The organism is Planosporangium mesophilum (assembly GCF_016863255.1).
In the GTDB taxonomy this organism is placed as follows: Bacteria; Actinomycetota; Actinomycetes; order Mycobacteriales; family Micromonosporaceae; genus Planosporangium; species Planosporangium mesophilum.
In genome coordinates, this window is sequence record NZ_BOON01000045.1 from 26,927 (window position 1) to 41,511 (window position 14,585).

The 14,585-nt window shown below is 70.9% G+C and carries 12 protein-coding genes; 9 read left to right on the forward strand and 3 right to left on the reverse strand.

The features are described 5' to 3' along the window. Positions 1–3: 3 nt before the first annotated feature. Genes Pme01_RS23030 through Pme01_RS23055 form a run of 6 tightly spaced genes read left to right on the forward strand, consistent with a single transcriptional unit; the run spans position 4 to position 7,093 of the window. Complete coding sequence (locus Pme01_RS23030) at positions 4–873, forward strand: branched-chain amino acid ABC transporter permease (RefSeq protein WP_168117369.1); 870 nt, start codon at positions 4–6, stop codon at positions 871–873. Further along, a complete protein-coding gene (locus Pme01_RS23035) occupies positions 873–2,672 on the forward strand; it encodes a branched-chain amino acid ABC transporter ATP-binding protein/permease (protein ID WP_168117368.1) in 1,800 nt (599 codons plus the stop codon). Before Pme01_RS23030 ends, Pme01_RS23035 begins: the two co-directional genes overlap by 1 nt. After that, positions 2,672–3,415, forward strand: a complete 744-nt coding sequence (locus tag Pme01_RS23040) for an ABC transporter ATP-binding protein (RefSeq protein ID WP_203935820.1) — start codon at positions 2,672–2,674, stop codon at positions 3,413–3,415. The genes Pme01_RS23035 and Pme01_RS23040 overlap by 1 nt, the downstream gene beginning before the upstream one ends. A gap of 57 nt (positions 3,416–3,472) precedes the next feature. Beyond that, positions 3,473–4,432, forward strand: coding sequence for an MBL fold metallo-hydrolase (locus Pme01_RS23045; RefSeq protein WP_168117367.1), 960 nt, complete (start codon positions 3,473–3,475; stop codon positions 4,430–4,432). After that, positions 4,429–6,012 (forward strand): FAD-dependent monooxygenase, encoded by a 1,584-nt coding sequence (locus tag Pme01_RS23050; RefSeq protein WP_168117366.1) that lies wholly within the window; start codon positions 4,429–4,431, stop codon positions 6,010–6,012. Before Pme01_RS23045 ends, Pme01_RS23050 begins: the two co-directional genes overlap by 4 nt. A gap of 4 nt (positions 6,013–6,016) precedes the next feature. Next, positions 6,017–7,093 (forward strand): L-histidine N(alpha)-methyltransferase, encoded by a 1,077-nt coding sequence (locus Pme01_RS23055; RefSeq protein ID WP_203935817.1) that lies wholly within the window; start codon positions 6,017–6,019, stop codon positions 7,091–7,093. A gap of 23 nt (positions 7,094–7,116) precedes the next feature. On the opposite strand, the gene Pme01_RS23060 is transcribed toward Pme01_RS23055, so the two are convergent. Further along, the gene (locus Pme01_RS23060; RefSeq protein ID WP_168117365.1) at positions 7,117–8,370 is read right to left on the reverse strand and encodes an MFS transporter; all 1,254 of its coding nucleotides are present in this window, start codon (positions 8,368–8,370) and stop codon (positions 7,117–7,119) included. A 137-nt stretch (positions 8,371–8,507) separates the two neighbouring features. Between Pme01_RS23060 and Pme01_RS23065 the strand changes: the two genes are divergently transcribed. After that, complete coding sequence (locus tag Pme01_RS23065; protein WP_168117364.1) at positions 8,508–8,681, forward strand: hypothetical protein; 174 nt, start codon at positions 8,508–8,510, stop codon at positions 8,679–8,681. Between the two features lie 79 nt (positions 8,682–8,760). After that, positions 8,761–9,354: a hypothetical protein gene (locus tag Pme01_RS23070; protein ID WP_168117363.1), complete on the forward strand. Its 594-nt coding sequence runs from the start codon at positions 8,761–8,763 to the stop codon at positions 9,352–9,354. Between the two features lie 88 nt (positions 9,355–9,442). Here Pme01_RS23070 and Pme01_RS23075 read toward each other — a convergent pair whose 3' ends face one another. Next, on the reverse strand, positions 9,443–9,982 hold the full coding sequence (locus Pme01_RS23075) for a hypothetical protein (RefSeq protein ID WP_168117362.1): 540 nt from the start codon (positions 9,980–9,982) through the stop codon (positions 9,443–9,445). An 83-nt stretch (positions 9,983–10,065) separates the two neighbouring features. Then, the gene (locus tag Pme01_RS23080) at positions 10,066–11,229 is read right to left on the reverse strand and encodes a globin domain-containing protein (protein ID WP_168117361.1); all 1,164 of its coding nucleotides are present in this window, start codon (positions 11,227–11,229) and stop codon (positions 10,066–10,068) included. Between the two features lie 869 nt (positions 11,230–12,098). Between Pme01_RS23080 and Pme01_RS23085 the strand changes: the two genes are divergently transcribed. After that, positions 12,099–14,318 (forward strand): fibronectin type III domain-containing protein, encoded by a 2,220-nt coding sequence (locus Pme01_RS23085; protein ID WP_168117360.1) that lies wholly within the window; start codon positions 12,099–12,101, stop codon positions 14,316–14,318. The last annotated feature ends 267 nt before the right edge of the window (positions 14,319–14,585 follow it).

Here is a 14,585-nt window from a genome sequence, read left to right on the forward strand (position 1 = left end):
GCGATGGCTGACCTGCTCCAGCTTCTTCTCGCGGGCGCGTCCGTCGGCGCCGTGTACGCGCTGACGGCGTTGGGCTTCGTCGCGGTCTACACGGTGAGCCAGGTGGTCAACCTCGCTCAGGGTGAGTTCGCCGCGCTCGCGGGGCTGGTGGCGATCAGCGCGGTGGGCGGCGGGCTTCCGCTGCCCGCCGTCGTCGTCCTCGCGGTCGGTACCGTCGTCATCGTCGCCGCGGTCATGCAGCGGTTGACGATCGCCCCGGTCAAGCGGATGACCACGCTGCTGTCGATCATCCTGACGCTCGGCGTCTCCACCACGCTCAAGGCCGCGATGCTGCTGATATGGGGAGCTGAGGGCAGGGGTCTGACCCCGTTCGGAGGCCACGACCTCACCGTTGCCGGCGTCTCGGTACAGGCGCAGCAGCTGTGGATCCTCGGGGTCACCGCCGTGGTCGCCGTCGCGGTCGGCTGGTTCTACGAGCGCACCCTCGCCGGTAAGGCTCTGCGGGCCTGTGCCGAACAGCCCACCGCCGCCCGGCTCGTCGGGATCTCCATCGCCCGCGCGTCGCTGCTCTCTTTCGTCATCGCCGGTCTGCTCGGCGCCGTCGCCGGAGTACTGGCCAGCCCGATCTACTTCAGCGCCTGGGACTCCGGGCTCGCCCTCGGGCTCAAGGGCTTCGTCGCGGCCACCCTCGGCGGCCTGACCTCGGTCCGCGGCGCGATCGCCGGCGGCCTGGTCCTCGGGGTCCTGGAGTCGCTCGTCGCCGGCTACGTCGACTCCGGTCTGCGCGACGCGGTCGCCTTCGTCGTCCTGATCGCCGTCCTGGTGATACGCCCCGGCGGTGTTCTCCGCCAACGCGCCGCGGCGGGGATCTGATGACCGGCGCCCGCCGCGGGGAGCTGCCGGCCTTCGCCGCCCTGGCCCTGCTGCTCGCCGTCTTCCCCCTGGTGGCACCCGACTCGGTCGTCAACGTCGGCGTGTACGCGTTGACCTACGGGCTCGCCGCGATCGGGCTGACCCTGCTGATGGGGCTGGCCGGGCAGGTCAGCCTCGGCCAGGCCGCGTTCTTCGCGGTCGGCGGGTACGGCCAGGCGCTCCTGGTCACCCGGTACGAGGTACCGATGGTCGTCGCGGCCGGAGCCTCGGTCGGGCTCGCCATGCTCGTGGCGCTGCTGGTGGGCCTGCCGCTGCTGCGGCTGCGCGGGCACTACCTGGCGCTCGCGACGCTCGGGCTGGGCATCATCGTCACGGTCGCCGCCACCGAGTCGTCGTACCTGGGCGCCACCTCCGGTCTGTACGGCGTCGGCAAGCCGGCGTTCGGCGGGCGCCGGTACGACAGCCCGGCCGAGTACTTCTGGCTGCTCGCCCCAGTCGTGTTCGTCGCACTGCTGGTGGCCCGCAACGTCGTCGCCGGCCGGGTCGGGCGTGCGCTCGGCGCGGTCAACGACTCGGAGGTGGCCGCCGAGTGCCTCGGCGTGAACACGTTCCGCCTGCGGCTGCAGGTCTTCGTGCTCTCCGCCGGGTACGCCGGGCTCGCCGGCGTCGCGTACGTGCACTGGATCGGCGTGGTCAACCCGAACGCCGCCAACTTCCCGCTCTCGGTCGAGTTCCTGCTGATGTCCGTACTCGGCGGCCTCGGCAGCGTCTGGGGCGCCGTGGTCGGCGCGTTCGCGGTCGAACTGCTCGACGAGGGGCTGCGCTACGGGATCCCGCTGGTCATCCCTGACGCGGTCGGCGAAGTACAACTCATCGGTTTCGGCGTCGTCCTCACCGCCGTCATCCTGTTCATCCCCGGCGGCCTCCACCAGATCGTCAAACGGATGTCGCGGCGCCCGACACCACCGACAGAAGACCCGACGGTGCCGGCAGAGGACGACTCCCCGCTGCTGCCGCGCACCGGGCGCCCGGAGCCCGGCACGGTACTGCTGGAGGTCCGCGACCTGACCCGGCACTTCGGCGGGGTGACCGCCGTGGACGGCGTCTCCTTCGACGTCGCGGCCGGCGAGATCCTCGCGCTCATCGGCCCCAACGGCGCCGGCAAGACCACCTGCTTCAACATGATCAGCGGCGTGCTGGCCCCGTCGGCAGGATCGGTGCGGCTGGGCGGCGAGCGCATCGACGGCCGCAAGCCGCACGTGTTCGCCCGTCACCGCGCCACCAGGACGTTCCAGAACCTGCAGATCTTCCGGTCGGCGACGGTACGCGGCAACGTCGCCGTCGGCCGGCACCTGCGCAGCCGCGCCGGGATGCTGCGCGGCGCGCTGGTACTGCCGGCGCGCGGCGAGGAGCGGCGGCTGCACGAGCGCGCCGACGACCTGCTGGCGCTCGTCGGTCTCACCGCCGAGGCCGACCGGCCCGCGGCGGACCTGCCCTTCGGGCGGCAGCGGCTGCTGGAGATCGCGCGGGCCCTCGCCGTCGAGCCCGACCTGTTGCTGCTGGACGAGCCGATGGCCGGGCTGTCCGGCGGCGAACGCCGCGAGCTGGTACGGCTGCTGCGCCGGCTGCGCGCCGGTGGGATGGCCGTGGTGCTCGTCGAGCACGACGTGGAGGCCGTCCTGGCCCTCGCCGACCGGGTGGCGGTCCTCGACGACGGGCGCCTCATCGCCCTCGGAAAGCCCGACGAGGTCCGCACCGACCCGGCGGTCGTCACCGCCTACCTGGGGGTTGACGCGTGATGCCGCACGTCAACATGCTCGACGTCGGCGGCCTGCGCGCGGGCTACGACAAGCTGGAGGTCCTGCACGACGTCGACCTGCGGGTCGGCGAGGGCCGGCTGCTCGCCGTCATCGGCGCGAACGGCGCGGGCAAGACGACCCTGCTGCGCGCGGTGTCCGGGCTGATCCGGCCGACCGCCGGCCGGGTCGTGCTGGACGGCCGGGAGCTCACCGGGCTGCCGCCGGAGCGGATCGCCGCGGCGGGGCTGGCGCACGTACCGGAGAACCGGCTCGTCTTCCCGTCCCTGTCGGTGGCGGACAACCTCGCGCTCGGTGGTTGGACCCGCCGCCGTACCGGTAAGGGCGCCGCCCGGCGATCGTACATTCTGGAGCTTTTCCCGAGGCTGGCCGGCCGCCTGAAGCAGCCGGCCGGCACGCTCTCCGGCGGCGAGCAGCAGATGGTCGCGATCGGCCGGGGGCTGATGGCCGAGCCCGCCGTGCTGGTACTGGACGAGCCCAGCCTCGGGCTCGCACCGCGGCTGGTCGGCGAGATCTTCGCCGCGCTCGGCCAGCTCAAGGCCGAACACCGCCTCGCCATCGTCCTCGTCGAGCAGAACGCCCGGGCGGCGTTCCGGGTTGCCGACGAGGTCGTCGTTCTGGACCGCGGCCGGGTGGTGACCACCGGTACGCCCGAGGACCTCGCGGCCGACGACCGCGTGCACGCCGCCTACCTCGGCGGCGGCTACCCGACCGCGCCGACCTGACGCCAACCAGCCTTGGACGTCCGGAGACGTCAACCAGCAGGGAGAGGACGACCAGCCATGCCCAAGCCGTTCGCATCATCGGCCGACCTGCAGGAGAAGGCCGAGTCTCTCGAGGTCCTCGCCGACGGGGTGTACGCCCTCACCGCCGAGGGCGACCCCAACGTCGGCGCGATCGAGGGCGAGGACTTCCTGATCGCATTCGAGGCGCGGGCCACCCCGGTGATGGCCCGGCGCTGGCTGGACCGGCTCCGCGAGCACACCGACAAACCGGTGCGGTACCTCGTCCTGTCGCACTACCACGCGGTACGGGTGCTCGGCGCGTCCGCGTTCGACGCCGACGTCATCGTCACGCACGAGGTGACCCGGTGCCTGATCGAGGAGCGGGGCCAGCAGGACTGGGAGTCCGAACGGGCCCGGATGCCGCGGCTGTTCACCGGCGAGGCGAGCATCCCCGGACTGACCCGTCCGGACGTCACCTTCTCCGACCGCCTGGTGATCCAGCTCGGCGGGGACCGGGGCGAGGTGGTCCTGCAGTACTGCGGACGCGGCCACACCGCCGGCGACATCGTGCTGTGGCTGCCCAGGGACCGGATCCTGTTCGCCGGTGATCTGGTGGAGGCCCAGGCCGCGCTGTACACCGGGGATGCGTTCCACACCGACTGGTCGACCACGACCCTCGGACGGGTCGCCGCGCTCGGCGCCGAGACGCTCATCGGCGGGCGTGGCGCGGTGGCGCAGGGTTCGGAGGCGGTGGCGGCGGCCATCGCGCAGACCCGGGAGTTTCTTCTGGTGATGCGGGAGAAGGTGGGTGAGGTGCACGCCGCCCACGGATCGCTGCGGGATGCTTTCGAGGCGACCCACGCCGCGCTCGCCCCCCGGTACGGGCAATGGCCGATCTTCGAGCACTGCCTGCCGTTCAACGTGCAGCGGCTGTGGGACGAGCTCGACGGCGTCGACTGGCCACGGATCTGGACCGTCGAGCGCGACCGTGAGGTGTGGGAAAGCCTGCAGGGTTGAGCAGCCGGGTGACCGTGGTCGGCGGCGTGATCGTGATCGGTGCGGGCCCGGTCGGTCAGACCGCCGCCCTGCTGCTGGCCCGGTGGGGCGTCGCGGTGACCGTCGTGGACGAGCGCCCCGGCCGCGACCAGGTCGGCTCCCGGTCGATCTGCCAGCAGCGCGACGTGCTCGACATCTGGGAGGCGGTCGGCGCCGGCCGGCGGATCGCCGATGAGGGCGTCACCTGGGAACGGGCCCGCACCTACTACCGCGACACGGAGCTGTTCTGCCTGACCTTCGCCTACCCCGGCCGGTCGGCGTTCCCGCCGTTCGTCAACATCTCCCAGGCGCGGACCGAGGAGATCCTCGACGCGCGGATCGCCGCCTCGCCGCTGATCACCGTCCACTGGGGACACGAGGTGACCGGTATCGCGCAGGACGGCGACGGCGTGACCGTGACCTGCCGTACCCCCGACGGCGGGGCGGTCCTGCGCGCGCCGTACGCGATCGCCTGCGCGGGCGGCCGGGGCGAGCCGGTACGGCGCGCGCTCGGGCTGACCTTCGCGGGCCGGTCGTTCGACGACCACTTCCTCATCTGCGACCTCCGCGCCGACCTGGGAGACTTCGCCCGCGAGCGCCGGTTCTACTTCGACCCGGCGTGGAACCCGGGCCGGCAGGTGCTCATCCACCCGTGCCCGGGCTCGACGTACCGGATCGACTGGCAGGTGCCGGCCGACTTCGACCTGGATGCGGAGCGCCGCGACGGCACGCTCGAGCGGCGGATCCGGCAGATCATCGGAGATCGACCGTACGAGATCGTGTGGTCGTCGGTGTACCGCTTCCACTCCCGGCTCGTCGACCGGATGCGCGTCGGGCGGGTCCTGGTCGCCGGTGACTGCGCCCACCTCGTGGCGCCGTTCGGCGCGCGCGGGCTCAACTCCGGGGTACAGGACGCCGAGAACGCCGCCTGGAAGCTCGCCTTCGTGCTGCGCGGCTGGTCTCCGCCTTCCCTCCTCGACAGCTATCACACCGAGCGGATGGCCGCGGCCGCCGAGAACCTCGCGGTCACCGGCTCCACAATGGACTTTCTGGTACCGCACAGCGGGGCGGCCCGGCGGCGACGGCTCGACGTGCTGGAGCGGGCCCTGACCGACCCGGCCGCCCGCGCCGAGGTCGACTCCGGGCGGCTCGCCGAGCCGTACTGGTACGTCGACTCCCCGCTCACCACCCCGCACCCGACCAGGGTCTTCACCGGCCGGCCGGCGCGCGGCCAGGCGCCGCCGGTCGTCCCCGGCGTTCTGGTACCCGACGCGCCCGTCACCGTGCCGCACCGGCCCGAGGTGACCCGGCTGCGCCAACTCGTCCGCGACGGCATCCTCGTGCTGACCGCCGGCGACCCCGGGGTGGCTCCCGGGGCTCCCGTTCGGGTGCTCTCGATACCCGACATCGACCCGACGGGGCTGCTGGCCGAGGCGCTCGACGCCCGCCCCGGCGAGGCGTACGTGATCCGGCCCGACGGGCATCTGGCCGCGGTGGTCGGATGCGACGACGCGCCGGCCCTGTCTGCCGCGGTGTGCCGGGTGCTCGGCGGCCCGAGCTGAGCCAGTGACCCTGACGCCAAACTTTGACATGGACCAATTTCCCGCCACAGTGCCGTACTATCGCACCGTGGCGGGCGCAAGTCTGTGCGCGGTGTCGCCGGACGAGGCGTTCTACCGCACGTATTCGGCGGCGCAGGTCGATGCCATCATCGGTTCGCTCGCGCAACACGCGGAGTTTCCGTTTTCACTGACCTACCTCGGCAGCGGCAGCGAATCCTGGCGCGACGGCGGACTGTCGCCCACCTCCGCCGCCGCGCCGATCGCGCCCGCCACCCTTCTGGAGCGCCACGCCGAGCAACTGCTCGCCCTGGTGCCGCCGTCGCCGTCGATCCAGGTCGTCGACCTCGGACCGGGCACCACGCGACCGATCCACGGGCTGCTACGGCATCTGCTGGGCCGGTCACGACTTGCGGGCTACCGCGCGATCGACATCAGTGCGGAGATGCTGGAGCTGGCAAGGCAGAACCTTCGAACCGCCTTTCCCCACGACGCCGACCGCTTCGAGCTGTGCCGGGGTGACTTCACGGGGCCGGATCTCGCTCAGGTACTCATTGCCAAGGACGAGCCTCACGACGACGATTCCGGCCCGGTCCGGTTCGTCGTGATGGCGGGCGGGACGCTGTACAACTTCGCCGAGCCGGACCGGGTTCTGCGCCACGTCCGCCACGCCATGTCCGGACACGACCTGCTGGTGCTGACCCTGCGCTTCGACACCGGCGTCGATCAGCCGCCGCTCATGGACCACTCCGGTAGCGCGACCAAGTCCCAGCACCGGGCGGGGCTGGACCTGCTGAACATCGACCGATCGTGGTACGTGACCGAAACGGGGTTCGACCGCGACCGCAGCGAGGTCTTCGTCCGGGCCCGGTTCGTCCTACCCGTCGCCGTGACGTTCGACGTCGACGGCGCCCGGCGCACCGTGTCGTTCGAACCGGGCGACACGCTGCTCGTCTGGCGCCTCTTCTATCCCGACCGCTCGACCCTGGTCGACCAACTCGACCGCAACGGGTTCAAGATGCGCCTCTTCCAATTCGGTCAGGGCAGCCAGGTGGCGCTCGTCGCCGCGACGCCGGGATCGTAGACTGCCGACCCGGCCTTGATAGTTCATGCCGAAACGCTTGCGCAGCCGGAGCTCTCCTCGCCGGTCCCGGCCCCGCCCGGGGCCGGGCTCACGGAGGACTCCGATCCGGCGCTCCGCAGCTGCCGGGCGCTGGCCAACAGCACGCACCCGACGGCACTGAGGACGCCGCACAACAGCAGGGTCGCCCGATAGCCCAAGGCCTGGGCCGCGGCGCCGGCCACGACGCCTGAGATCAGCGACCCGATCGTGAGGGTGTTGGCGAACAGCGTGGTCGCTCGCCCGGTCGCGCCCGGGATCAGGTCCTGCATGTACGTGATACCCAGGGCCCCGACCACGGCTATGGCTGTGCCCCGGGCCACCTGGGTACCGATCAGCAGCGGCATGGTCGAACTGACCGCGACGAGCAGGAAGTAGGTCACGAACACCAGCATGCCGAGCAGGATCACCCGCTGCTTGCGTACACGGGCCGGCAGCAGGACCAGGCTCAGCGCCGCCGGAACCTCCACCAGCGCGCACACGCTGAACAGCAGCCCGACGTCGCTGTCGGCGCGATCCAGGGTCCGGGTGACATAGAGGGGCAGGGCCACCGAGCCGGAGATCATCGCGGTGTGGAACAGCGTGAAGGCGGTCGCGGCCAGCAGTATCGGACGGGTCATCCGGGTGCCGGTCCTGCTCACGGCCGTACGCCGCGGCGGGGCCGTCGCGGCAGGCAGCAGCAGCAACGGCAGGGCGACGAGCGCGAACGCCGCGGCGGTGACAATCAGGAGCCCTCGGTACCCCTGCCGGGCCAGCACGGCAGCACCGATCATCGGACCGGTCGCCCAGGCCAGGGACCACACCGACCGCAGAACGGGCGTTCCCCGCCGGGCAGCGCTGCCGGCCGACCCGTCAAGGTGCGTACGGGCCAGCGCGAACAGTTGTGGGAATGCCGCCAGGCCGGCACCGAGGAGTCCCACCGCGATGAGCAGCAGCAGGGCGTACCCGGTGGTCGTGGTCAGCGCCAGGTAGCCGACCGCTGGTGCGGCCAGTGCGATGAACGCCGGTCCTCGGCTGGCGGACCGGTCATAGTGGCGGCCGAGCCAGGTGCTCACAACGAGACCGCTGGCGGCGACGAGCGACATGAAGACACCGACCTGCAACGGCGACAGGTGCGCCTCGTCCACGCCGAAGAGCACCAGGTACGGCCCGATCATGGAGTCGGCGATTCCGAGCAGCAGGACGCTGACCAGTAGTTGCGGCAACCTCGTACCGCTGGTGCTGCCGGTGCCTGACGTCATCGCCCACTGTTTCCCTCGGTCGACCGGTCATAGTGGTCGCCGCCGATGGAGACCGGCTGGCAGGCACCGTCTTGACCTCAACTGCGCTTCAGCTTGAACACTGACCGAGACGCTGTCGTCGAGCAAAGGATTTACTGATGCGTGCGGGCCTCCACGGGCTGGAGGACGCGTTCGGGTACTACCTGCGCGCCGCCCGCGAACTCTGCCTCGAACTGGCCCAACGGCCGTGCCGCGACGGCCACGGCGGCGCGGCCGTGTCGGCCGGCTTCGAGGAGCTGCGCTGGTTCGCGCTGAGTGAGGTGCATTCGTGACGGAATTGGTGGCGCCGACGCCGTATACGAGGAAGGACCTTGCGAAACGTCCGTCTACGAGAAAGATGAGGTGCAAGGGATGCGCCATATCTGGACCTTGATCGCCGCGATCGCCATCGGTCCGCTGGTGTGGATCATGATCGCGTTCGGGCAGGAGCGTTCCGCCCGGGCGGTCTCCAGCGCGCAGGACAGTGGTGTCATCCAGACCGGTGACTTCATCCAGCCGCTGCTGCTGTTGGCCGCCGCCGGGCTTCTTCTCGGGCTCATCGGCACGCTGCGGTTCTCGCCATTGGGTGCGGTGCTGACCGGGATCCTGTACGCGGCCAGCTATGTCGGCTTGCTGTTCGAACCGAAGTGGCTGCTGAGCCTGTTCAGCCACGACCTCGCCGTTGCCGGTCGGCACGCCGACCCGGCCACACCGATACGGACCGGCACCACGCTGCTCCTGGGTACGTTGCTGCTGGTATCGGTGGTGAGTGCGGGTCGGTGGCGGCGCTGGCCCCGACCGGCCGGTGACGAATCCGCGGCCGTGCCGGAGCGGGACCGCCTGCCGGAGGGGCTGGAGCAGATCACCCGGCCGACCGACTACGAGACAGAGCCGGCGCCTGTCGGAGCCGGCGGATCGCGTTGGTCCACCGCATCCTCCGACCAGCCGGACGACGCGCGGCGGTAGCCGGAAGACACCTCGGCGCACACCGGTGGAGCGGCGGGTGAGCCGCACCGCCCCACCGGTGGCCGGGCGGAAGGTCGAGTACTCCCGATCAGTTCTGATCCGGGGCGGCCGGCTGTGCCCGGGCCGGGTCCGCCGTGGTGAGAGCTTCGAGTCGTGCGGTGAACCGGGCTTGGGCTGAGCTGGCCACGTCCAGACCCTCGTTCAGCCAGTTGAGCATCGACGCGGCGAACCGGCGATACTCGTCAGCCTGCGTCGTGGTCTGGGCGTTCGCCTCGGCGAGGATCTCGTCGGCCTCGGCCTGAGCGGCCTCGACGATGTACCGGCCCTGTTCCTGGGCGGCTTCGACCATCTGCCGGCTCTGCTCCGTCGCCAACTGAAGTGTCTCGTCGCCTTGCTGCATGGCGGTCCTCTGCATGGTTGTCAGCAGATCGGCGAGCGGACCGGACAGGCTGTTGTCCGGTAGAAAGCCACTGCGGCGGGCTGTCAGTTCGGTCCATGTGTTGTCGTGGTCGGCCCTGAGCTTCCGGTGCCGGTCCTCGAGGTCCTCGAGGAGCAGACAGACGCGGTTGACGAACGCCTCGACAGCGGTCTTGTCGTAGCCACGCCCGATCCGCTTCGCGTCGTCCAAGGAAGCCGCCATGCGGCGGACCTGATCGGTGAGAGTCATGTCGGGCAGCGGATGGCCCGGCGCGGTCTCGTCGAGAGGCAGTGTCACGAAATCACCTCGGGGTGTAGGTTGGCGGCCGCCAACGGCGGGTAGGTGGTGCTCGCGAAGCTCTCCACGTGCACGCGGCGCCGGTCGTAGCCGTGGGCGCGCAGCCGCTCCACGGTTGTTGTGACCATGGCGTCCGAGCCGCACAGGTAGATTTCGGCAGTGCCGTGCGGGCTGGCTTGCAGGGCCACGTCGGCCGCGGTGCCGACAGCACCGGTCCATCGCCGCCCTCGTCGCACGACCGGTATCACCCTGAGCCAGGACGCCCGGCTCTCCAATGCGTTCACCGCGGACATGTCGTACAGGTCCGTTTCGGTGTCCGCGCCGATGACGAGGGTTACCCGCTTGCTCCAGTAACGGTCCAACGTCAGCTGCTCGACGATCGACCGCAGCGGCGCCAGGCCGGTCCCGCCGGCGATCAGCATCAGTTCACTGCCGGACCGGCGCCAGCCTGCCAGGACGGTGCCGACCGGCGGCCCGAGTGTGACGACGTCACCGGCGCGCAACTGGTAGGTGAGCATCGGTGACAGCTGGCCCCCGGGGATGGCACGTACATGGAACTCGATGGTGTTGTCGGGCCTCGGCGCGTTGGCCGGTGACAGGTAGCGCCATACGGCGGGGCGGGACTGGTGGTGCACCGCGCAGGACTGTCCCGCCAGGTACGGGTACGGATACTGCGGGGTGACGGTGATGACGCTGAGGTCGGCGCCGCGGCGCTCTACCGCGTCCACCCGCGCCGGCCAGGCCGCCGGATTGACGCGGCCGTCGGCGTCGGCGGCATTGATCATCAGCTGGGCGACGAAGTTGTAGGCCCGCATCCAGTCGGCGGCCAACTCAGGTGTCCACCCGGGGCCGAGGCTACGGCGCAGGGTCTCCATCAGGGCCCGGCCCACGGTCTGGTAATGATGGGCGACGACACCGAAGCGACGATGGTCCCGGCCGAGTTGACTCGCGAACGACGACAGCAGTCTGATGTCGTCGACGTTGGCGACGATGTGTCCGAGCGCCTTGAGCAGCTTGTCTCGCTGCTCGCTCATCCCCATGGGAAACATGGAGCGCAGGCGCGGGTCTGCCGTGAACAGGAACGAGTAGAAGGTGGTGGCGGCCTCGTCGCCCAGTTCTTCGACGTGTCGCCAGCTTTTGCGTAGGGCGTCCGCGTTCATCGCCTGCCTTCTCCGCCGACCATGGTTGGATCACTGTCGTTGGCGGGGACTGACGGTCCGCCGTCCCCGTCGGCCTCACGGTCGCCGGTTGAGCGCGGGTGAACCGGCGATTTCGAGCTGGTCACTGGCGTGGGGGACATGATGGAGCTCCTCCAAGGTTGAGCGGCGGGGCGCTATACGGCTTCGGCGAATGCCTTCGCCGCGACGGGTACCAGGCGGTCGAGTGTGCTGCGCACCTCTTCAAGCACGCGGTTGGAGCGTTCGTAGCCCGCAGTGCGACGCCGGTCCGAGGGCAGTCCGGTGTCGCTGCACGGATGGGACAACTTCCACACCGCGGCCAAGCGGTGGCGCCGACCGAGTCCAGTAGGCCGAGCGAGGTGCCAGCGAGACGGGAGCGTGGCACGAAACCTCTTTCGTCGGGTCGGGGGCCCCTACCACGGGCGCCGTTACGGACGCCGCCGCCGGTCCGGCGGTGGGGCTGAGGCGAAGAATGCCGCGGAGGATCATCGGGGCTGCCGGCGGTCGCCGATCCATCCGGAGGGGTCCGTTGCGTGGTCATCTCGTCACTGTTGGCGTCGCGGCCTTCGTAGGTGTCACTCCCCGTGCCGGCATGCCTGCACCGACGCTCCGGTAGGTGTGGCGGCACGTGGGTCGGGACCTGCGGCGTCGTCACCCGCCATGGTGTGCAGGTCACCGGTGAGCGCCGGAGAACGCTGAACCCGGATGTGGCGGGCGCCGAAGAGAGCGGTGCCGGTACCGAGTGCCGCGACGCAGGCGTCATCCCTTGGTCTTTATCCGAAAAGGCCGCTTTTGCCATCACTAGCTACGTATTGTGACGAATAGAATACGTACTGCTACGGAGATTCTCCATGATCGAGGTGTTCGCGGCGCGCGGACGGCCCACCAGGCGGTGGCCAACGGTGGGCGCCGCCATACTGCTGGGCGCCGTCGTGACGGTCGGCGCCAGTCCGCAGGCCGCGTTCGCCGGGCCCGGCGCCTCAGGCACCGGTGCTGCCGACACCGCCGCACGCGGACCCGCCGGCGGAGTTGCCACCCGGGACAAGGCCGCGCGAACCAAGGTTGACAAGAGCAGGCGGGCCCAGGCCAAGAGCACGCCGTCGAAGCGCGCCCAACCCAAGACTGTGCCGTCCAAGACGGCCCAGGCCCAAGCTCAGAACGACCAGGCCAAGCAGGTCCAGGCGAGTCCCGCGCCGAGGACGCAGGCGTCGAGCGCTGCGCCGCGTGCCCGGATCACCGAAGCCGGGCAGCCGGTCGTCACGTCGGCCGTTCCCGGCAACGGATACGTCACCGTGTCATGGCAGTCGTTCGCGGGGACCACGGAGTACGAGGCGGGCATTGCCGACGCGACCGGCCACAGTTCGCTCGGGGTGAAATATGTGGGCGGCAACGTGCTCCAGGCCGACGTCCAGGCCGACCTGTCGTCTGGCGACTACACCGCATATGTGTGCGCCACAGGTTCGTTCGGCGGTGCCTGCAGTGAGCTGTTCCCGTTCAGCATCGCGCCGACCGCGCCCGGCCAGCCGGCCAACGTTGACGTCCAGCGGGGGCCGCGGGCGTTGTCGGTGAGCTGGCAGCCGCCGGCCGACGGCGGCCCGGTGGACTCCTACCAGGTGTGGGTGACGGATAACGGCGACGGCCAGCGCACCGACTGCGGGCCCGTGACGGGCCTGAGTTGCACCATCTCCGGGCTGGTCTACCCCGACACGTACACCGTTTATGTAGACGCGATCAACAAGGCCGGCCACAGCACGGACGAATCCTCCGGGCATCGGCCTGGTCCGCAGCCGCCGACCAGGCCGGACCCGCCGACCGTGACCCCGGGCAACGGCTCGCTGCACGTGACCTGGGCGCCTCCGGCCGATCCCGGTGACGGCATCGACGGGTACCTCGTCACGGCCAATCCGGGCGAGTACGAGTGCACGCCCGATTCGGACGCCCTGGCGTGTGACCTCTACGGGCTCGTCAACGGCCAGCAGTACACGGTCCAGGTCTACGCGTACGACGTCGAGCACGCCAACCGGGTCGGCAGCGAGACCGTCACCGCCACACCCAGCGTCGGGCCGGCGCCGGGTGCGCCCACCCTGACGTCGGTCAAGGCCGGCGACGGCAAGATCGACGTGGCCTGGGCGCCGGGTACCACCGGCGCCGGGATCACCGGGTACACCGCGACCGCGTCGCCGGGCGGCGCGACCTGCACCGCCGACACCGCCTCGGCCACCGGCTGCACGATCACCGACCTGACCAACGGCCGGGAGTACACGGTCACGGTCGTCGCACACGGTGCAGGCGGTGACTCGCCGCCCAGCGCGCAGAAGACCGCGACACCGTACGGGCGGCCGGGCGCGCCGACCGCGGTGACGGCAACCGCCGGGGTGTCATCCATCGTGGTGACCTGGACGGCGCCGGCCAACCCCGGCCCGGGGATCACCGGGTACACGGTCACCGCCGAACCGGGTCCGGCCACCTGCGAGACCACCGAAAACCGGTGCGTGCTCGGCGCGGTCGCCGGTACCTCGTACACGGTCAGGGTCGTCGCCCACGCCGGTAACGGCATGGACTCGGACGTCAGCGCACCGTCGGCGGCCGTCGTGCCGACCGCGCCGGTCGTGAGCGCGGAGCCGCCCGCCACGGATCTGACGCTGACCACCGATCGTGGCGCGATCGACACGGCCGCGCCGGGTGAGCAGATCGTCGTGATCGGTACCGGGTTCGCGCCCCACTCGACCGTCACCGTCACCATCTACTCCACGCCGACCGTACTCGGCACCGCGGTCGCCGACGCCGACGGCAACTTCAGCAAGGCCGTCACGGTGCCACGCGACCTGGCCGCCGGAACGCACACGCTGGTCGCGCAGGGCGTGGACCCCACCGGTGCGGCACACGCGATGAAGCTCGCCGTCACCGTTGCCGCGGCCGGCGGTGGCGGTGGGTCGGGCGACAGCGGCGCCTCGACGCTTCCGGTGACCGGGGCGGGGGTGACCGCCATGCTGCTGGCCGGTGGAGTGCTCGTCGGCGCCGGCGGTGGGCTCGTCGCGGCCGTGTCGCGGCCCAGGCGGCGGAGGGCGTAGCGGCGCTTCGGGTATCGGGGCCGACGACCACCGTCATGGTGGGCGCCGGCCCCTTTCGCCGTAAGGATCTCCTTTCGCCGGGGGTGTCGGACCGTTCAGTCAATGTCGATGAGCCTGATGTCGGCGGTCACGGTCGGGCGCCGCCGCTCATGATCCGTACCGCGTCTGCGTTATCGGGGTCTCCGGCCGATTCAGAGCCCGATAACGCAGACCACCTCGCGATCGTGGTAAGGACACGGCCTGGTACGGCGTACGCGGACCCCACGG